A 17,915-nucleotide genomic window follows, 5' to 3' on the forward strand; every position below is an offset into this window, starting at 1 on the left:
GCAAGTGATCGTGTCCGGGGGGAAGACGAAATATGCGCATCATTATGCTCGCGTTGGGCGCATGGACCGCGGTATCTGCAACGCCGGCCTGGGCGAAATGGCAAAAGGCCGAAACCGACAGCTTCATCATCTATAGCGAAGGCAGCGAATCCTCGCTGCGTAGCTTCGCCGAAACCTTGCAGCGCTTCGACATCACGCTTCGCATCCTGCTCGACGTCAAGGAACAGGGCGAGCCGCATCGCCTGCCGATCTATCTGCTCGGCACGACGGGCGAGGTTGCCAAGCTGTTCACCGGCTCCCGCAATTCGGGGTTCGCGGGATTTTACCGCACCGGTCCCGACGGCAGTTTTGCTGTTTCGCATCGCGAGAATGACGGCGCGGGGCGCGGCACTTCGGCGTCGCAGCAGACGCTGTTCCACGAATATTCGCACCATTTCATGAAACGCTATCGCACGGCGGTTTTTCCGGCTTGGCTGATCGAGGGCTTTGCCGAATATTACTCGACCGTCGATTTCAACAAGAACGGCAAGGCAGAGGTTGGAAAGCCCGCCTATCGCCGCGGTTACAGCCTGCTCGCGCTGCCGCAGATTCCGGTCAAGACCTTGATCGAGAGCGACCCGCTTTCGCTCAAGTCGACCGAGCAGGTCGATGTGTTTTACGGACGCGCATGGTTGTTGACGCACATGCTCTATCAGGACCCGTCGCGCGCGGGTCAGCTTGACGCCTACGTCCGCGCGATCAACGCGGGCGAGGATGCGAAAGACGCGGCGCTCAACGCCTTCGGCGATCTTGACGCGATCGACAAAGACCTGAAGCGCTATGTTGGCCGGTCGCTCAGCTACCGGCTGACGAACGCAGCCATCCCCATTCCCGCCAATATTCGCATCACACCGCTTTCGGCAGGCGAAGACGCGATAATCGAACTGCGGTTGCAGCGGATGAGCGCGGGCAACGACCCCGAAAAGCGGTCTGCGATCCGCGACGCACTCAAGGTCGCCGCTGCGGCGCACCCAGGTGACGCCGCGGTCTGGTATGAACTCGCCGCGGCCGAGCGCGGGATCGACAAGGACCAGCGCGACGCCGGCGCGCTTCGCGACGCACTCGACCGCGCCCTCGCCATCAAGCCCGACCACGTTCGCGCCAACGTCCTACTAGGCAGGATATTGACCGAAGAACTCGACGAAAAGGGTGACTATGACGACGCGTCCTGGCGCGCGGCGCGGCGCCCGATTCAACTGGCGAACCGCACCGACCCCGACGATCCGGTGCCGCTCTATGCCTATTTCCGCAGCTTCGTCGATCAGGGCGTACGCCCGCCCGACATCGCGATCCAGGGCCTGGGCACCGCCTTCTTACTGGCGCCCGAGAATATCGAGGTCCGCGTCGCCTATGCCTTTGCGCTCGCCAATCAGGGCAAGCATGATGTCGCGATCAAGCTTGCACAATCGATCGCCTTCGACCCGCATATGGGCGCGAACGGCCGATCCTTGCTACGTAGCCTCGAATTGATGCGCGACGGCGGGAATGGCGCCGATCTCGAAGAAGAGACAATAGAGGAGGCGTCGGACGCGGAAGGCGCGGATCAATAGTCCGGCTCGGCGCCCTCGAACACCTGTCGCGCCTGCCCCGCCAGCCATTTCATTGCCGCCGCCCAGGGCTGGTGGCCGTGGCTGATCCGCGCGACGCCGAGTTCGGCGAGCCGTTGATGCGTCGGGCCGCCCTTGCCGCGCAGGATGTTGACCGGAAGCGGCGAGGCTTCGCAGATCGCGCCGATGCACGCCTCGTCGAGCAGGAAGGGCACGAACAGCGACCCCGCGCCCGCGTCGGCATAGGCGCGCGCGCGTTCGAGCGTCGCGGCGACGAGCGCGTCGCCGTCGTTCGCCGCATCGCGTCCGCGAAACACATCGCAGCGCGCGTTGACGAAGATGCCAGTGTCTGCCGCCGCGCGATAGCGCGCCTGCGCTTCACCTATCGGTAGCAACTCGGTTTCACCGGGCAGGCGATCCTCCATATTGATGCCCGCCGCCCCGGCCTCCTTCGCACGCGCGACCGACACACCGACCGCCGCGGGATCGGCGCCATAGCCCGACTCCAGGTCGATTGTGACCGGCAAGTCGGTGACCGCCAGAATCCGCGCCAGATTCTCGAACACATCCTCGATCGGGAAATCCTCGCCATCGGCGCGCCCCTGCGCGCCCGCGACGCCGAAGCTGCCCGTCGCGATTGCCTTGGCGCCCGCTGCGGCGACCGCCTTTGCGCTCCCCGCATCCCAGATATTGACGAGGATCAGCGGGCTGCCCGGTATGTGCAGTGCCGCGAAATCCCGGATCTTGTCGCTCATGCTCATGCTCCTGCTTCGTTTGCTTCAGAATTCGTCAAATGCCCGCTGGCCTGACGCTTTTTCGCGGCGCAGCAATTCATCCTTGATCGGCAGGCCATAGGCATAGCCGCCCAATGACCCGTCGCTGCGCACGACGCGGTGGCAGGGGATCAGCACGGCGACATTGTTCGCGCCGTTCGCGCTCCCCGCTGCGCGCACCGCCTTGGGCTTTCCGACCGCCGCGGCGATCTCGGCATAGCTGCGCGTTTCGCCCGCCGGAATCCTGCGCAGTTCGCGCCACACTGCCTCCTGAAACGCCGTCCCTTTCACGTCGATCGGGATATGGTCGAAACCCTGCGTCGGCGCCTCGACCGCCGCAACTACCTGTGAGAGAAGGGCCGCAAATTCGTCACCGCCCTCGATCAGCGTCGCGGCGGGAAACCGCTCTTCGAGCGCCTCGCGGCCCTCGGCAAAGCTGAGGCGGCACACGCCCTTGTCGGTCGCCGCGACCAGCATGTCGCCGAGGCTGGTGGGCACGACCGCCCAGTGGATCGTCGTACCCCTGCCGCCATTCACCCAGGCCGAAGCCGTCATGCCCATACGTCCCTCCATATTCTCATAGAAACGCGACGGCCCCGAAAAGCCCGCGTCGTAAATCGCGTCGGTCACCCTTGCTCCGTCGCTCAGCGCCTTCCGCGCACGCTCTTCGCGGAGCGCGCGGGCGTATGCTGCGGGCGACAGGCCGGTGTGGCGGGTAAAGACGCGCTGGAAATGCGTCGGCGAATAGCCGGTACGCGCGGCGAGATCGGCGAGCGCGAGCGGCTCCTCGCTCGCCTTGATCGCGGCAATCGCCTTGATCACCGCGCTTTCGTCGCGCGCGACATCGTCGGGCATGCAGCGCTTGCACGGTCGCAGCCCTGTTGCACGCGCTGCCGCGCCATCGGCAAAGAAGCGGACATTCTCGCGCAAAGGGTGGCGCGCTGCGCAGCTCGGGCGGCAATAGATGCCCGTCGTGAGCACGCCGGTGACGAAGCGCCCGTCATAGGCCTTGTCGCGCGCGCGGACCGCCTGCCAGCGTTCGTCGTCGGTCATGGTGCGGCCGTCCATGATCAATTCCTCTCGATCCGCGCGGCAAAGCAGCCGTGCGCGGCATTGTGTGCATCGATATAGGCAATGCCTTCGTCGTCGAACAGGTCACGGATCGCTTTGTCGGCGTCCCCCGGTGCGGCGAGGGCCGCCGTCTGCAGCATCCCCGCGCTGTCGAACGCGCGGAGCGCGAGCGGGCGTCCCTCGAACACCGGCGGCACCTCGTCGCAATAGGTGGCGGCACGCACATCCGGCCGCACATAGATGGCATAGGCGCTGCGATAGGGCGTCTCGACATCGTGGCTGACATGATGGAGCAGGATCAGCTGCTCGCCCGCGCGCGCATCTTCCAGGCTGATCCGGCATGGAAAGCCGCGGTCGGCACTTGCCGTGACGCGCCGCGCGCCGCGAGTGGCGAGCGCGGCATCGTCCATTGCGAACAGCGGCGCGAATTGCTCGGCGCCCAGGCCGGTGATCGTATAGGTCATGGCATCGTCCTTTCCGTCTGTTGGAGCCCGATTGCCACGCCCCGCCGCACATCGCGTCCCGATGCTTGCGTTCAAAGCGCACGGCCTTAGTCTGCGCCGCCATGACCCGCTTGCTCGCGCTGCTCTTCGCCCTCGTCTCCCTCGCCCTTCCGGCGCGCGCCGCCGATGACATCAGCGCCGCGTCGCGCAGCGTCGTGCGCGTCGTAACCGTCGCGATGATGGAGGGCGAGGTCGTCGGTTTCGGCCACGGCAGCGGCATCGCCATTTCGCCGACGCGCATCGTCACCAACGCGCATGTCGTCGATTCGGCGGTGCGCTATCCGAACAATGTCGCGCTCGGCGTCGTCCCGTCGGAGGGACAGAAAAGCTATGCCGCAAAGCTCGTCGCGATCGACCGCGCGCGCGACCTCGCGCTCATCGAAATCACGCAGGGGCGCGTCCCGCCCGCCGCCGTCTATACCGGGCCGCTCGATGCCGGCACCGACATCGTCGCGCTCGGCTATCCGGGCAATGTCGACCTCGCGACCGCGCGCAGCGCGTCGGACTATATCACCCCGCGTTCGCCGGTGCGCAGCGAGGGCAATTATTCGAACATGCAGTCGGTCGACGGCGTCGCGATGCTCGTCCACACCGCAAAAATCTCGCGCGGCAACTCGGGCGGTCCGCTCGTCGACGACTGCGGGCGCATTACCGGCATCAACACCGCGATCACCCGCGCCGACGACGGCGATTCGCCTTTCGCCTTCGCCATATCGGCGCGCGAACTGGCGCGCTTCCTTGCCGACGCGAATCAAGGCTATACGAGTGTCGGCACCGGCTGCCTGACGATGGCCGAGGCCGAGGCGCGCGAACGCGCCGCGCTTGCCGCCGAGGAACGCGTTGCCGCTGAAGCCAATTCGGCCAGGGAAGCGGCCGCAAAGCTCGAACGCGAACGCCGTCTCCAGCGCGCCGAAGAGGAAGCGCTTGCCGCACGCGAAAATCGCATCGCACTCGCGGGCGTGCTGTTCGTGATCGGCGCACTCGCCGCGGGCGCGGGGCTGCTTTTCTACAACCAGCAGAAACTGCGCAACGCGAAGATCGCGGGCGGCGCGGGTGGCGCGCTGATGCTGCTGGCGATCATGGTGTTCATGACGCGCCCCGACGCGCACGCCGATATTGCCGACGCTCCCGCACCCGACGAGCCGACGCAGCCCGCCACCCGCACGCTCGCCGAGGGCCGCTTCATCTGCACGGTCCAGTCGAACCGCAGCCGCATCACCGTGTCGTCGGCCGACGATGTCCCGGTGACAATCGGCAAAAACGGCTGCGTCAACGAGCGCACCCAATATGCGATGGGGGCCGACGGCCGCTGGCAGCGCATCCTTGTCCCCAACGAGGAGGCGACGGTGACGGTCGCCTCGATCGATCCCGCGGGGAAGGAATATCGCGTCGAACGCTATCTGCTCGACGCCGAAACGATGGAACGCGCAAGAGAAATCCGTTCAGGCATCGAGGTCAAGAGCTGCACCGCCGACCCCGCGCGCGTCGAAGCGCTTGCAACGCAACAGGACGCGATCCGCAGCGCGCTGCCGACGAGTCCGAACGAGCGGCTGGTCTATCGTTGCCAGAAGCTGGCGGACGGCGCGGCATCGCCCGCGACCGGGAACTGACCGGCTCAGGGCAAGGCGTCGATCCATTTCGCGAGAATCGCTTGCGCGCCCGCGGTATAGGCAAGCTCATGCCCGACGCCCGCGACGCGTGCCACGGTCGCATCGCGACGCGCCCGCACCAGCCGGTCGAGATTGTCGGGCTTGACCAGCGTATCACTCGCCCCGTGCATAAGGAAAACCGGCGCCTCGACCTGCGCCAACTTCGCGGCATTGTCAAAACGGTCGCGTACAAGCCAGCGCGGTATGAACGCCGCCTGGCTCCGCACCACCGACGGCAGGTCGGACAAGCCCGACAACAGGACCAGCGCCGCGACCTTGTGGCGCCGCGCCATTTCGGTCGCCGGTCCCGACCCGATCGAATTGCCGACGACGACTATCTCTCTTGAGGGTACGCCCGCTTGCCCCAGCCAGCGCATCGCCGCTTCGCCGTCGCTGTAAAGCCCGGCCTCGCTCGGCTTTCCCGGATTGCCGCCATAGCCCCGATATTCGACGAGCATCAGCCCATGCCCCGCCGCCGCCGGCCCGCGCGTCGCCTCGATTGCGCCCAGCATATTGTCGCCATTGCCATGAAAGAAGAGGATCGTCTTCTTGCCCGGTGCGGCGGGGCGATAAAAGGCCGTCAGGCGCAGCCCGTCATCGGTCAGGCTGTGGACAAGGCGAAAGCCCGGGACCGTTTGCGGATAATCGGACGGCGCCGGAAAGAACAGGCGGCGCTGCTGCGTATAGAAGAGCGCGCCCACCGCCAGCGCAAGCACGACGACAAAAACGAGCAGGTTGATCGCGGCCTTCATGCGCCACCGAGACCAAGCGCGCCTTGAATGCGGAGCGCGGCGTCCGCGGGCGCAGCGCCGCCCGTGTCGATAGTGACCGCCGAGGGAATTGGCGGATAGTCAAACGCCTCCTTCGCTTCCAACGCGTGCAGAATAGCGGCCGACGACAGTTTGCCCGAAGCTGCAGGGCCATGGATGAAGACCAGCCTCACCCCCCGCACGCGTTGAACAGCATCAATGTCCGCTCCCTCGCCAGATCCGCGCTCGGTTTGTGATAATCCTTGCGCCGGTCGCTGTTGAAGCCGTGCCCCGCCTCATAGACAAAGATTTGCGCGGTCGGGTGCGCCTTGGCGATCAGCGCCTCGACGCCGTCCATCGGGATGCCGCCGTCGAAGCGACCGAAATGCGCGATCGCGGCGCAGCGCGGCGGCTCGTCGCTGAACTGGGTCGGCACCAGGCTGCCATAATAGGATGAGGCGGCGGCAAGGTCGGGACTGATCTGCGCCATCCGCCACGCGACCGACCCGCCATAGCAATAGCCGGCGATGAAGACGGGGCCCTTCCCCTTCAGCGCGTCGATGCACGACTGCGCATCCTTCAAACTCTGCTCGAACGGGTGGAGTTTGCGCGCGAGTTCGACCGCGCGCTCGAACTGCGGCCCCGAATAATCGCTCTCGAACCCCGGATGCTCGCGGTCGAAGAGCGCGTGGGCGAGCACCTCATAGCCGTCGGCGGCATATTCGTCGCAAAGCTCGCGAATATGATCGGTGACGCCGAAGATTTCCTGGACCAGCACCAACCCGCCGCGGCGTTCGCCTGTCGCCTCTGCATGATAGACGGCGATCTCGGCGCCGTCGTCCATCGTCATCCGAATCATTTCGCCCACCGGCTTCCCCCTCATCCGTTCGCCCTCAGCTTGTCGAAGGGCCGTCCGCTCTAGCGGGTGTTCTGGCGAAAGGGCGGTGCTTCGACAACCCCGGGTCGGGCTCGGCGGCAAAGGGGGTCGAGCAGGGCACGGGACTCCCCCAACCACCACCTTGCATTGCCGCACAATCGTTGCTAGGCGCGCCGCGACTTCGCAGCGGGGGATATTTCCGAATATCCGCCAAAACCCGCGCGACCCATCCCCCACGGGATCGTAGCAAAGGACTTTCACGCGTGGAGAATTCCGGCGGCATTCAGGGCAACATCACGGCGGGCCTCGCGGGCCGCTATGCCAGCGCGCTGTTCGATCTGGCGCGCGAATCGAACGCCATCGACAGCGTCCAGCAGAGCCTTGCGGCGCTGCGTTCGGGCCTGACCGAATCGGCCGACCTCAAGGCGCTTGTCGAAAGCCCTGTCGTCAGCCGCACCGACGCCGCCAAGGCGGTCGCCGCGGTCGCAGAGGCGATGAAGCTCGATTCGCTCACCGGCAAATTCCTGGGCGTACTCGCCGAGAACCGCCGCCTCGCCGATCTCGGCGGGATGATCGACGCGTTCGACGCGATCGTCGCCGCGCATCGCGGCGAAGTGACCGCAAAGGTGACGAGCGCGCACCCGTTGACGGCCGAGCAGCTCGACGCGCTCGCCGCCAACCTCAAGACCCGTGTCGGCCGCGACGTTCAGGTCGCGACCACCGTCGATCCCGCCATCCTCGGCGGCCTCGTCGTCCAGCTGGGCAGCCAGCTGATCGACGGCAGCATCCGTACCCGTCTCAATAGCTTCGCACAGGCGATGAAAGGCTAAACAATGGAAATCCGCGCCGCTGAAATCAGCAAGGTCATCAAGGACCAGATCGCCAATTTCGGCACCGACGCCACGGTCAGCGAGATCGGCTCGGTGCTGTCGGTCGGCGACGGCATCGCCCGCGTCCACGGGCTCGACAATGTCCAGGCCGGCGAGATGGTCGAATTCGCCAACGGCGTGAAGGGCATGGCGCTCAACCTCGAAGCCGACAATGTCGGCATCGTGATCTTCGGCTCGGACGCCGAGATCAAGGAAGGCGACCAGGTCAAGCGCACCGGCACCATCGTCGACGTCCCCGTCGGCAAGGGCCTGCTCGGCCGCGTGGTCGACGGCCTCGGCAACCCCATCGACGGCAAGGGCCCGATCAAGGCCGACAAGCGCATGCGCGTCGAGGTGAAGGCGCCGGGGATCATCCCGCGCACCTCGGTCCACGAACCCGTCCAGACCGGCCTCAAGGCGCTCGACGCGCTCGTCCCCGTCGGCCGCGGCCAGCGCGAGCTGATCATCGGCGACCGTCAGACCGGCAAGACCGCGGTCGCGATCGACACCTTCATCAACCAGCGCGAAGTCAACAAGGGCGACGACGAATCGAAGAAGCTTTATTGCATCTACGTCGCCGTCGGCCAGAAGCGCTCGACCGTCGCGCAGATCGTCCGTCAGCTCGAAGAAAATGGCGCGATGGAATATTCGATCGTCGTCGCCGCGACCGCGTCGGAGCCCGCTCCGCTACAGTTCCTCGCGCCCTACACCGGCTGCACGATGGGCGAATTTTTCCGCGACAACGGCATGCACGCCGTGATCGTTTATGACGATCTGTCGAAACAGGCGGTCGCCTATCGCCAGATGTCGCTGCTGCTGCGCCGCCCGCCGGGCCGCGAAGCCTATCCGGGCGACGTTTTCTATCTGCACAGCCGCCTGCTCGAGCGCGCGGCCAAGATGAACAAGGACAATGGCGCCGGCTCGCTGACCGCGCTGCCGATCATCGAAACGCAGGCGGGCGACGTGTCGGCCTATATTCCGACCAACGTGATTTCGATCACCGACGGCCAGATCTTCCTCGAAACCAACCTCTTCTTCCAGGGCATCCGCCCCGCGATCAACGTCGGCCTGTCGGTCAGCCGCGTCGGCTCGGCCGCGCAGACCAAGGCGATGAAGAAGGTGTCGGGCTCGATCAAGCTCGAGCTCGCGCAGTATCGCGAGATGGAAGCCTTCGCGCAGTTCGGCTCGGACCTCGACGCCTCGACGCAAAAGCTGCTCAACCGCGGTGCGCGCCTGACGCAGCTTTTGAAGCAGCCGCAGTTCCAGCCGATGCCGTTCGAGGAACAGACCGCGTCGATCTTCGCCGGCACCAACGGCTATCTCGACACGGTCGCGGTGACCGACGTGTCGCGCTACGAATCGGCGATGCTCGCCTATCTGCGCAGCGATCACGCCGATGTGCTCAAGACGATCCGCGAGACCAAGGATCTTGGCGACGACGCCAAGAAGGGTCTCGTTGCCGCGCTCGACGCCTTCGCGAAGATTTTTGCGTAATCAATATCGTCACCCCGGCGAAAGCCGGGGTCTCGACGGTGAGAACCCGGCCTTCGCCGGGATGACGGACAAAGGGTAAAGACGGGACCTATGGCCAGTCTGAAGGAACTCAAAGGGCGGATCAACTCGGTCAAATCGACCCAGAAGATCACCAAGGCCAAGAAAATGGTCGCCGCCGCCAAGCTGCGCAAGGCGCAGGCCGCGGCCGAAGCCGCGCGCCCCTATGCCGAGCGGCTCGAGGGCGTCGTCGCGAGCCTCGCGTCGAAGGTCGGCGCCGCCGACAGCGCGCCGAAACTGCTGTCGGGAACGGGCAAGAGCGACACGCACCTGCTGCTCGTCCTCAATAGCGACCGCGGGCTCGCCGGCGCGTTCAACTCGAACATCGTCAAGGCCGCGCGCGACAAGGCGATCGAACTGCAGGCGGCAGGCAAGAAGGTCATCTTCTTCCTCGTCGGCCGCAAGGGGCGCCCGGTGATCGCGCGCCTCTTCCCCGGCCAGATCGTCGAACATTATGAGACGACGGGCATCCGCGACATCGGCTTCGAGCAAGCGCTCGAGATTTCGGAAAAGGTCCGCGAGATGTTCGACGCGGGCGCGTTCGACGTCGCGCATCTTTTCTATTCGAAGTTCCGATCGGCGCTGGTGCAGGAAGCGACGGGTCAGCAGTTGATCCCCGTTCCCGCGCCCGAAGAAGCGCCCGTTTCGTCCGGCGCTGCGGTCGAGTACGAGCCCGACGAGGAAGCGATCCTCGCCGACCTGCTCCCGCGCAACGTGACGATTCAGGTGTTCAAGGGCCTGCTCGAAAACGCCGCGTCGGAACAGGGCGCGTCGATGACCGCGATGGACAATGCGACGCGCAACGCGGGCGACCTCATCAACCGGCTGACGATCGTGTACAACCGCACGCGTCAGGCCGCGATTACCACCGAACTCGTCGAAATCATCGCTGGCGCCGAAGCGCTCTAAGCTATCCAAGCAAGGAAGAAACTCATGGCCACCGCCCCCACCGCCGAGAAAAAGGCCCCCGCCAAGAAAGCCGCGCCCAAGAAGGCGGCCGCTCCGAAGAAGGCTGCTCCCGCCGGCACGGCGACGGGCCGCATCGCGCAGGTCATCGGCGCCGTCGTCGACGTCCAGTTCACCGGCACCCTGCCCGCCATTCTGAGCGCGCTCGAAACCGACAACAACGGCAACCGCCTTGTCCTCGAAGTCGCGCAGCACCTTGGCGAGAACACGGTCCGCACGATCGCGATGGACGCGACCGACGGCCTGACGCGCGGCCAGCCCGTCACCGACACCGGCGCACAGATTTCGGTCCCCGTCGGCCCCGAAACGCTCGGCCGCATCCTCAACGTCGTCGGTGAGCCGATCGACGAGCGCGGCCCCGTCGGCGCCAAGCAGGTTGCGCCGATCCACGCCAAGGCTCCCGAATTCGTCGACCAGTCGACCGAAACGAGCATCCTCGTCACCGGCATCAAGGTCATCGACCTTCTCGCCCCCTATGCAAAGGGCGGCAAGATCGGCCTGTTCGGCGGCGCCGGCGTCGGCAAGACCGTTCTTATTCAGGAACTGATCAACAATATCGCCAAGGGCCACGGCGGCACCTCGGTGTTCGCGGGCGTCGGTGAACGCACCCGCGAAGGCAACGACCTCTATCACGAATTCCTCGACGCCGGCGTTATCGCCAAGGACGCCGACGGCAATGCGATCTCCGAAGGGTCGAAGGTTGCGCTGGTGTTCGGCCAGATGAACGAACCCCCGGGCGCCCGCGCCCGCGTCGCGCTGTCGGGCCTGACCATCGCTGAATATTTCCGCGACCAGGAAGGGCAGGACGTGCTCTTCTTCGTCGACAACATCTTCCGCTTCACCCAGGCGGGTTCGGAAGTGTCGGCGCTGCTCGGCCGTATTCCTTCGGCCGTGGGCTATCAGCCGACGCTGTCGACCGACATGGGCGCGCTGCAGGAACGCATCACCTCGACCAACAAGGGCTCGATCACCTCGGTGCAGGCCATTTACGTCCCCGCGGACGACTTGACCGACCCTGCGCCGGCGACCTCCTTCGCCCACTTGGACGCGACGACCGTTCTCAACCGCGCGATTTCGGAACTCGGCATCTATCCCGCGGTCGACCCGCTCGATTCGACGAGCCGCGTCCTCGAACCGCGCGTCGTCGGGCAGGAACATTATGAAACCGCCCGCCGCGTTCAGGAAACGCTGCAGAAGTACAAGTCGCTGCAGGACATCATCGCGATCCTCGGCATGGACGAGCTTTCGGAAGAGGATAAGCTCACCGTCGCCCGCGCGCGCAAGATCCAGCGCTTCCTGTCGCAGCCGTTCCACGTTGCAGAGGTGTTCACCAACATCCCCGGCAAGTTCGTGCAGATCGAAGACACGATCAAATCGTTCAAGGCGGTCGTCGACGGCGAATATGACCATCTGCCCGAAGCAGCCTTCTACATGGTCGGCGGCATCGACGAAGCGGTCGCCAAGGCGGCGAAGCTCGCCGAAGACGCGTAATCTGAATACCCCCTCCCCTTCAGGGGAGGGCAGCGAGACTAGCGGGCTTGCCCGCTAGTCGCAGCGGGGTGGGCCGTGATGTCCGTGCTGGGCCGATGGCCCCACCCCAACCCCTCCCCTGAAGGGGGGAGGGGCTTTAGGATGAAGACTATGGCCCTGAAGTTCGAACTCGTCACCCCCGCCCGCCTCGAGCGGACCGCCGACGTCCATATGGTCACCGTCCCCGGTGCCGAGGGCGATTTTTCGGTGCTCGAAGGCCATGCCCCCTTCATGGCGACGCTTCGCAACGGCTCGCTGACCATCTACGCGGCGCCCGGCGCCGATCCGGAAACGATCGAGGTCGAAGGCGGCTTCGCCGAAGTCAACGAGACAGGCCTCACCGTACTCGCCGAGCATATCGCGAACTAACGGTCACGCTAATCGGATTTCAAAAGGGGGCTGCGGCCCCCTTTTTTTGCAAAGGCGGACGGGCAACCATTCTGAGCCCTGACTCTGGGATGGCCTTCAGGCCTTCCCCTACAGGATCGTCACCCCGGCGGAGGCCGGGGTCTCGCCCTTTCCGGATGCCGCACCGACGAGATCCCGGCCTTCGCCGGGATGACGGGCTTCGGTCGAAAACGTGTCGCTCCGACCGAAAGCCTCAGCCACCGCCACCCATTGGCGCATAGTCCCATTCGGCCGCGCGGCTGCCGTCGAGGAGCGAGATGCGGACCTTCAGCCGCGCGCCCTCGCGCCAGTAATGGATGCGCTGCGGATAATCGTGCGCCGCATTGACGAAGGCGATGCCCTCCATCTCCGCGATGCTATGCGTAAAGCGCACGCGCGCCGCGCCGCGAGGAGAGGCCCAAAACTCCAGACGCGCGCTGCCGTCGGCCGCTTCGGTCGCCATGATCTGCATCGCTTCCCAGTCGCGCAACTTATCGCCATCGCCGGTCCGGCCGGCGCCGAGCATCACGCCCGCGCGCGGGGCCATCCAGCATTCCTCGGCCCAGCGCGTGTCGCGCTCCTGCACCCAGCATCCGCTCATCCAAGCCGGCATCGCTGGCGTCGCAGGTTCGGCTGCGACCGCCGCGCTCAGCAGCATGGCGGCACCGATCGCCAAATATTGCAACATTTCGCACCTCCCACTGCAATGCCCGCCCGGCATTAGGACAATATCAAAGTTTCCGGCTTATTCACCCTTTTGATTGGGGGTTCGTGGGCGAAAGCCACGCATTCCCGTTTGGATAGAGTCGAAGCAGGATGAAATCATGAGTGCATTCGGACGCCGTCCCGGAACCGCTGGCCGCCCCGCCTTTGGCGTGGCCAAGCCGATGCAGGGTGGCCCGGGATCGTCGGGCGGCTCGCAATTTCCTGCCATCGACACCGCCGCAGCGACCGAATCCGCCCCGCTGCCCGACCCGTCGGGGCTGGCGCCCGAGCTGGAGGCGATGGACCGGCTCAACCAGCGCTCGACTGCCGAGGCGATGGAACCCGAAAAGCTGCAGGGATTCGAAGCGAGCGTCCACAAGATCAAGGAACAGGTGCTCCCGCGCTTGCTCGAACGCGTCGATCCCGAAGCCGCGGCGACGCTGAGCAAGGACGAGCTGACCGAGGAATTCCGCCCGATCATCCTCGAAGTGCTTGCCGAACTGCGCATCACCTTGAACCGCCGCGAGCAATTCGCGCTCGAAAAGGTACTCGTCGACGAACTGCTCGGCTTCGGTCCGCTCGAGGAGCTTCTCGCCGACCCCGAAATCTCCGACATCATGGTCAACGGCCCGTACCAGACCTATGTCGAGCGCAAGGGCCAGCTCGTCATCGCGCCGATCCAGTTCCGCGACGAACAGCATCTGTTCCAGATCGCGCAACGCATCTGCAACCAGGTCGGCCGCCGCGTCGACCAGACGACGCCGCTCGCCGACGCCCGTCTCAAGGACGGCAGCCGCGTCAACGTCATCGTCCCGCCGCTGTCCTTGCGCGGCACCGCCATCTCGATTCGTAAATTTTCGGCGAAACCGATCACGCTCGACATGCTCTGCCAATGGGGCGCGATGAGCCAGAAGATGTGCACCGCACTCAAGATCGCGGGAGCCAGCCGTTTCAACATCGTCATTTCGGGCGGCACCGGTTCGGGTAAGACGACGATGCTCAATGCGCTGTCGAAGATGATCGACCCCGGCGAGCGCGTGCTGACAATCGAGGACGCCGCCGAGCTTCGCCTGCAACAGCCGCACTGGCTGCCGCTCGAAACGCGTCCCGCGAACCTCGAGGGCAATGGCGCGATCCACATGGGCGACCTTGTGAAGAACGCGCTGCGTATGCGTCCCGACCGCATCATCATGGGCGAGGTTCGCGGCGCCGAATGTTTCGACCTGCTCGCCGCGATGAATACGGGTCACGACGGCTCGATGTGTACGCTCCACTCGAACAGCCCGCGCGAATGCCTCGGCCGTATGGAAAATATGGTGCTGATGGGCGACATCAAGATCCCGAAGGAAGCCATTTCGAAACAGATCGCCGACTCGGTCGACCTGATCGTCCAGATCAAGCGCCTGCGCGATGGCTCGCGCCGCGTCACCAATGTGACAGAGGTGATCGGGATGGAAGGCGACGTCATCGTCACCCAGGAACTCTTCAAGTTCGAATATCAGGACGAGGACAAGGACGGCAAGATCATGGGCGAATATCGCTCGATGGGGCTGCGTCCCTACACGCTGGAAAAGGCGCGCCAGTTCGGCTTCGACCAGCCCTATCTCGAGGCCTGCCTCTAAGCCTTTCGGCCTTTCACCCGAACAGCCCGCCAGCGTCGGCGTCGATGGTGATGTCGAGCGTTACGTGGCGCGGCCGCGTGATCGCGAACAGCACAGCCTCGACGACATCGCGCGTCGTCGCGCGCGCACCTTTCGTACGATGTGGCGCCGCGTCCCATTCGGTCGCGCCCGGCGTCGCGTCGTCAAGCCAGGGTGGGTGGACGATGATCGAGCGGACAGACGTTCCGCGCAATTGCTGCCGCAACCCTTCGGCGACCGCCGCCTGCCCGCGTTTCGCCGCGTAGAAGGGGAGCGCGGCGTTGTGCAGCGGCGCGTTGGGAAGGCCGCTGACCGATCCGATGGTCACGACATCGGCGCCCTCCGACCGGAGCAGCAATGGCATCAGCCGCTGGGTGAACAGCAATGTCCCCGCGATCGCCGAATTGACCGTCGCGAACACCGCGTCGGCTGTCAGCGGTGTGGCCGCAGATTCGAGCCACATCGCGCCATTGTTGACGAGAAGATCGACCGGCCGCCCCATGGCCGCAACGGTCTCTGCCGCGCGGTCGACGCTCGCTCCCTCCGCCAGATCGAGTTCGACGATCGGCGCCTCGATACCCGTCCGTTCGCGGATCGTCGCGCGCATCGCGGCGAGCGTTTCCGCGCTTCGGCCGCACAGAACCGGCGTCATTCCGCGCGCCGAAAGTTCGATCGCCAGCGTCGCGCCCAGCCCGCGCCCCGCACCGGTGATGACAGCAACGCGCCCCGCGAGCGCTTCCGGCCGGTCGAGCGGCGTCATTGCATTCCGCCATGAAACCAGAGGGCTATCGCGAAAATGGCAACTCCAGCCGAGCCGAGCGCAATGCCGCGCCACGGCATGAAACCGACGCTGTCGACGTCGCGCCGGTTGCGTCGCCGCCAGTCGGCGAGTTCGGCGACGCCGAACAGCACCGCGGCGCCCATGCCTATCGTCAGCATCGACACTTGCATTGACGCGCGTCCCTTCCCAAACAGGGGGCCGTCCCCCCAACGAAAGAGGTGCCGATATGCGTAGTTTCCGCCCCGTTGCAATAGCCGCCCTGCTGACCGCCGCGGTCGCCGCCTGCGGCGCGCCGACGCACGACGCGACCGCCAACGAACATAGTGCCAAGCCCGGCGACGCCATCGCCGCCGCCGTCGCCGCCCCGACGCGCAGCGCCGACAACGTCGCGCGCGACACATATCGCCACCCCGCCGAAACGCTCGCCTTCTTTGGCGTGAAGCCCGGCGACACGGTCGTCGAGCTGTGGCCCGGCGGCGGTTGGTACACCGAAATCCTTGCCCCGCTGACCAAAGCGGGTGGCGGCACCCTTTATGTCGCGGCGCCGTGGGAGCGCGGGCTCAATCGCATCAAGGAGAAGCAGGCGGCCGATGCGGACACCTATGGCGCATTGCAACTCGCCGAGTTTCCCCACGCGGGCGCCAATCCCAAGGTTCCCGACGGCAGCGCTGACGTCGTGCTGACGTTCCGCAACGTCCACAACTGGCGCTTTGGCGGCACCGACAATACCGCCAACGCCTTCAAGCAGATCTTTGCGATGCTCAAGCCCGGCGGCGTCCTCGGTGTCGTCGACCACCGCCTGCCCGAAGACATGGACTCGGCGCTCGAGGAAAAGAGCGGCTATATGAAGCGCTCGTCGGTCGTCGCCTTCGCCGAGGCAGCGGGCTTCAAGCTCGCCGGCGAAAGCGACATCAACGCCAATCCCAAGGACACGCACGATTATGAAAAGGGCGTGTGGACCCTGCCGCCGAACCTTCGCGAAGGCGAAACTGATCGCGACAAATATCTGGCAATCGGCGAATCGGATCGCATGACGCTGAAATTCGTGAAGCCGGCAAGCTGACGAGGCCGATCGACACGCTCGACCCTGCGCTGTTGCTCAGCGCCTATGCGCAGGGACTTTTCCCGATGGCCGACGGGGCGGACGACCCGTCGGTCCATTGGGTCGAGCCGCGGCTGCGCGCGATCCTTCCGCTCGACGGCTTCCGCCTGTCGCGCAGCCTGAAGAGGGCCATCGTCGGCGAACGCTTCCGCGTTACGACCGACACCGAATTCTCGCGCATGGTCACGCTCTGCGCCGAGCCTGCGCCCGACCGGCCGACGACGTGGATAAACCCGCTGATCGAGGCGAGTTACGAACGCCTGTTCCGCATCGGCCACGCGCACAGCGTCGAATGCTGGCAGGGGGACGAGCTGGTCGGGGGCCTCTACGGCGTGACGCTCGGCCGCGCCTTTTTCGGCGAATCGATGGTCAGCCGCGCGCGCGACGCCTCGAAAGTCGCGCTCGCGCACCTCGTCGCACGGCTGCGCGCGGGCGGCTGGCGCCTGCTCGACTGCCAGTTCATCACCCCGCATCTCGCAAGCCTCGGCGCGATCGAAATCACGCAGGACGATTATCTCGCGCGGCTCTATTCGGCGCTGTCGGAGGGGACGGGCGCGGCCTTGGGCGCGGGCGGCGGAGCAGCGGGAGTTGTGCCTTCGCCGCCATTTTCGGCCGGCGACTGGGGCGCGCTCGACGCCTTGGGCGCTTCCGGGGCCGATTTGGTCGCCGGACGCGCGACCGGCTCGCCGCCCGGATATGTCATCGCGCAGCTTTTGACGAAGACGTCATAGATGGGATGCTCGATCACATTGCGGTCGGGCCGTTCGCGGAACAGCCAGCCCGAAAAGACGCGATACCATTTGTCGTCGCGCTGTTCCTGCACGCTCAGCTGAACGAAAGCGCCGGTTTCGGGCGGGTCTTCCCACGGCGCCGTCGTCTCGCACGCGCGCAGCCGCACGATCGCGCGACCGACGCGCGCGATCTCGCCGGGTTTCATCTCCAGCTCTTCGACCAGTCCGTTGCGTTTGTTGAGCAGGCCGAGCACCGCGACGCGCTGCTCCATCGGCGTCGCACCCTCGATGCCGCCGACTTGCTCCGGCACAGTCCCGGCCTTGCTGATCTGGGCCGTCTGTTCGCCCGCGCGTTCGCCGTTGCCGGACTTCTCGCAACCCGCAAGCGCGGCGGCGGCGAGCAGCGCAACAAGCGCGGTCCGGCCGGTCTGCGGCATGCCCGACC

18 protein-coding genes and 1 pseudogene are annotated in these 17,915 nt (G+C 65.7%); 10 read left to right on the top strand and 9 right to left on the bottom strand.

Annotation, left to right across the window (positions count from 1 at the left end; genetic code table 11):
• Positions 1–32 precede the first annotated feature (32 nt).
• A complete protein-coding gene (locus tag JI743_RS09990; RefSeq protein ID WP_201928162.1) occupies positions 33–1,589 on the top strand; it encodes a hypothetical protein in 1,557 nt (518 codons plus the stop codon).
• On the opposite strand, the gene JI743_RS09995 is transcribed toward JI743_RS09990, so the two are convergent.
• From JI743_RS09995 to JI743_RS10005, 3 genes are read right to left on the bottom strand one after another with little or no spacing between them, the layout of a single operon-like run.
• The gene (locus tag JI743_RS09995) at positions 1,583–2,341 is read right to left on the bottom strand and encodes an isocitrate lyase/PEP mutase family protein (protein WP_236659854.1); all 759 of its coding nucleotides are present in this window, start codon (positions 2,339–2,341) and stop codon (positions 1,583–1,585) included. The two genes, JI743_RS09990 and JI743_RS09995, sit on opposite strands and share 7 nt — an antisense overlap.
• Positions 2,342–2,365: 24 nt before the next feature.
• A complete protein-coding gene (gene ada, locus JI743_RS10000) occupies positions 2,366–3,427 on the bottom strand; it encodes a bifunctional DNA-binding transcriptional regulator/O6-methylguanine-DNA methyltransferase Ada (protein WP_201928164.1) in 1,062 nt (353 codons plus the stop codon).
• A 2-nt stretch (positions 3,428–3,429) separates the two neighbouring features.
• Positions 3,430–3,894: a DUF1203 domain-containing protein gene (locus tag JI743_RS10005; RefSeq protein ID WP_201928165.1), complete on the bottom strand. Its 465-nt coding sequence runs from the start codon at positions 3,892–3,894 to the stop codon at positions 3,430–3,432.
• A 101-nt stretch (positions 3,895–3,995) separates the two neighbouring features.
• Here JI743_RS10005 and JI743_RS10010 point away from each other — a divergent pair, with 101 nt between their 5' ends.
• Positions 3,996–5,543: a S1C family serine protease gene (locus JI743_RS10010; RefSeq protein WP_201928166.1), complete on the top strand. Its 1,548-nt coding sequence runs from the start codon at positions 3,996–3,998 to the stop codon at positions 5,541–5,543.
• 5 nt (positions 5,544–5,548) lie between these two features.
• Here JI743_RS10010 and JI743_RS10015 read toward each other — a convergent pair whose 3' ends face one another.
• Both JI743_RS10015 and JI743_RS10020 read right to left on the bottom strand, forming a co-directional pair.
• Positions 5,549–6,334, bottom strand: coding sequence for an alpha/beta hydrolase (locus tag JI743_RS10015; RefSeq protein ID WP_201928167.1), 786 nt, complete (start codon positions 6,332–6,334; stop codon positions 5,549–5,551).
• A 187-nt stretch (positions 6,335–6,521) separates the two neighbouring features.
• Positions 6,522–7,190 (bottom strand): dienelactone hydrolase family protein, encoded by a 669-nt coding sequence (locus tag JI743_RS10020; RefSeq protein WP_236659946.1) that lies wholly within the window; start codon positions 7,188–7,190, stop codon positions 6,522–6,524.
• A 281-nt stretch (positions 7,191–7,471) separates the two neighbouring features.
• On the opposite strand from JI743_RS10020, the gene JI743_RS10025 reads away from it, so the two are divergent.
• The 5 genes from JI743_RS10025 to JI743_RS10045 all read left to right on the top strand — a co-directional run bounded on the left by JI743_RS10025 (position 7,472) and on the right by JI743_RS10045 (position 12,493).
• Positions 7,472–8,038, top strand: coding sequence for a F0F1 ATP synthase subunit delta (locus JI743_RS10025; protein ID WP_201928169.1), 567 nt, complete (start codon positions 7,472–7,474; stop codon positions 8,036–8,038).
• Positions 8,039–8,041: 3 nt separating this feature from the next.
• The gene (atpA, locus tag JI743_RS10030; protein ID WP_201928170.1) at positions 8,042–9,571 is read left to right on the top strand and encodes a F0F1 ATP synthase subunit alpha; all 1,530 of its coding nucleotides are present in this window, start codon (positions 8,042–8,044) and stop codon (positions 9,569–9,571) included.
• Positions 9,572–9,661: 90 nt separating this feature from the next.
• Positions 9,662–10,537 (top strand): F0F1 ATP synthase subunit gamma, encoded by an 876-nt coding sequence (locus tag JI743_RS10035; protein ID WP_201928171.1) that lies wholly within the window; start codon positions 9,662–9,664, stop codon positions 10,535–10,537.
• 24 nt (positions 10,538–10,561) lie between these two features.
• A complete protein-coding gene (gene atpD / locus JI743_RS10040; protein ID WP_227340198.1) occupies positions 10,562–12,085 on the top strand; it encodes a F0F1 ATP synthase subunit beta in 1,524 nt (507 codons plus the stop codon).
• Between the two features lie 150 nt (positions 12,086–12,235).
• Positions 12,236–12,493, top strand: coding sequence for an ATP synthase F1 subunit epsilon (locus JI743_RS10045; protein WP_201928742.1), 258 nt, complete (start codon positions 12,236–12,238; stop codon positions 12,491–12,493).
• Between the two features lie 232 nt (positions 12,494–12,725).
• On the opposite strand, the gene JI743_RS10050 is transcribed toward JI743_RS10045, so the two are convergent.
• The gene (locus tag JI743_RS10050; RefSeq protein ID WP_236659855.1) at positions 12,726–13,199 is read right to left on the bottom strand and encodes a DUF6265 family protein; all 474 of its coding nucleotides are present in this window, start codon (positions 13,197–13,199) and stop codon (positions 12,726–12,728) included.
• Positions 13,200–13,335: 136 nt separating this feature from the next.
• Between JI743_RS10050 and JI743_RS10055 the strand changes: the two genes are divergently transcribed.
• A complete protein-coding gene (locus JI743_RS10055; RefSeq protein ID WP_201928172.1) occupies positions 13,336–14,838 on the top strand; it encodes a TadA family conjugal transfer-associated ATPase in 1,503 nt (500 codons plus the stop codon).
• A 13-nt stretch (positions 14,839–14,851) separates the two neighbouring features.
• Here JI743_RS10055 and JI743_RS10060 read toward each other — a convergent pair whose 3' ends face one another.
• Complete coding sequence (locus tag JI743_RS10060) at positions 14,852–15,616, bottom strand: SDR family oxidoreductase (protein ID WP_201928173.1); 765 nt, start codon at positions 15,614–15,616, stop codon at positions 14,852–14,854.
• Positions 15,613–15,807 (bottom strand): hypothetical protein, encoded by a 195-nt coding sequence (locus JI743_RS10065; RefSeq protein WP_201928174.1) that lies wholly within the window; start codon positions 15,805–15,807, stop codon positions 15,613–15,615. The genes JI743_RS10060 and JI743_RS10065 overlap by 4 nt, the downstream gene beginning before the upstream one ends.
• Positions 15,808–15,863: 56 nt before the next feature.
• Between JI743_RS10065 and JI743_RS10070 the strand changes: the two genes are divergently transcribed.
• Together JI743_RS10070 and aat are read left to right on the top strand one after the other, a co-directional pair.
• On the top strand, positions 15,864–16,700 hold the full coding sequence (locus tag JI743_RS10070) for a class I SAM-dependent methyltransferase (protein WP_201928175.1): 837 nt from the start codon (positions 15,864–15,866) through the stop codon (positions 16,698–16,700).
• An 8-nt stretch (positions 16,701–16,708) separates the two neighbouring features.
• Entirely contained in the window at positions 16,709–17,470 is a 762-nt protein-coding gene (aat, locus tag JI743_RS10075; protein WP_201928744.1) for a leucyl/phenylalanyl-tRNA--protein transferase, read from the top strand.
• Positions 17,471–17,505: 35 nt separating this feature from the next.
• On the opposite strand, the pseudogene JI743_RS15335 reads toward aat, so the two are convergent.
• Positions 17,506–17,907 (bottom strand): annotated as a pseudogene (locus JI743_RS15335) (DUF2155 domain-containing protein); the annotation flags it as partial.
• Positions 17,908–17,915 lie beyond the last annotated feature (8 nt).

Source organism: Sphingopyxis jiangsuensis (assembly GCF_016734905.1).
GTDB classification, from domain to species: Bacteria; Pseudomonadota; Alphaproteobacteria; order Sphingomonadales; family Sphingomonadaceae; genus Sphingopyxis; species Sphingopyxis jiangsuensis.

Coding starts and splice junctions, on each gene's coding strand:
- JI743_RS10005 (WP_201928165.1), bottom strand. CDS start 3,894: ATGACCTATACGATCACCGGCCTGGGCGCCGAGCAATTCGCGCCGCTG.
- JI743_RS10070 (WP_201928175.1), top strand. CDS start 15,864: ATGCGTAGTTTCCGCCCCGTTGCAATAGCCGCCCTGCTGACCGCCGCG.
- JI743_RS10055 (WP_201928172.1), top strand. CDS start 13,336: ATGAGTGCATTCGGACGCCGTCCCGGAACCGCTGGCCGCCCCGCCTTT.
- JI743_RS09995 (WP_236659854.1), bottom strand. CDS start 2,341: ATGAGCGACAAGATCCGGGATTTCGCGGCACTGCACATACCGGGCAGC.
- atpA (WP_201928170.1), top strand. CDS start 8,042: ATGGAAATCCGCGCCGCTGAAATCAGCAAGGTCATCAAGGACCAGATC.
- JI743_RS09990 (WP_201928162.1), top strand. CDS start 33: ATGCGCATCATTATGCTCGCGTTGGGCGCATGGACCGCGGTATCTGCA.
- JI743_RS10060 (WP_201928173.1), bottom strand. CDS start 15,616: ATGACGCCGCTCGACCGGCCGGAAGCGCTCGCGGGGCGCGTTGCTGTC.
- JI743_RS10050 (WP_236659855.1), bottom strand. CDS start 13,199: ATGTTGCAATATTTGGCGATCGGTGCCGCCATGCTGCTGAGCGCGGCG.
- JI743_RS10045 (WP_201928742.1), top strand. CDS start 12,236: ATGGCCCTGAAGTTCGAACTCGTCACCCCCGCCCGCCTCGAGCGGACC.
- JI743_RS10010 (WP_201928166.1), top strand. CDS start 3,996: ATGACCCGCTTGCTCGCGCTGCTCTTCGCCCTCGTCTCCCTCGCCCTT.
- JI743_RS10020 (WP_236659946.1), bottom strand. CDS start 7,190: ATGATTCGGATGACGATGGACGACGGCGCCGAGATCGCCGTCTATCAT.
- JI743_RS10015 (WP_201928167.1), bottom strand. CDS start 6,334: ATGAAGGCCGCGATCAACCTGCTCGTTTTTGTCGTCGTGCTTGCGCTG.
- ada (WP_201928164.1), bottom strand. CDS start 3,427: ATGGACGGCCGCACCATGACCGACGACGAACGCTGGCAGGCGGTCCGC.
- JI743_RS10065 (WP_201928174.1), bottom strand. CDS start 15,807: ATGCAAGTGTCGATGCTGACGATAGGCATGGGCGCCGCGGTGCTGTTC.
- JI743_RS10035 (WP_201928171.1), top strand. CDS start 9,662: ATGGCCAGTCTGAAGGAACTCAAAGGGCGGATCAACTCGGTCAAATCG.
- atpD (WP_227340198.1), top strand. CDS start 10,562: ATGGCCACCGCCCCCACCGCCGAGAAAAAGGCCCCCGCCAAGAAAGCC.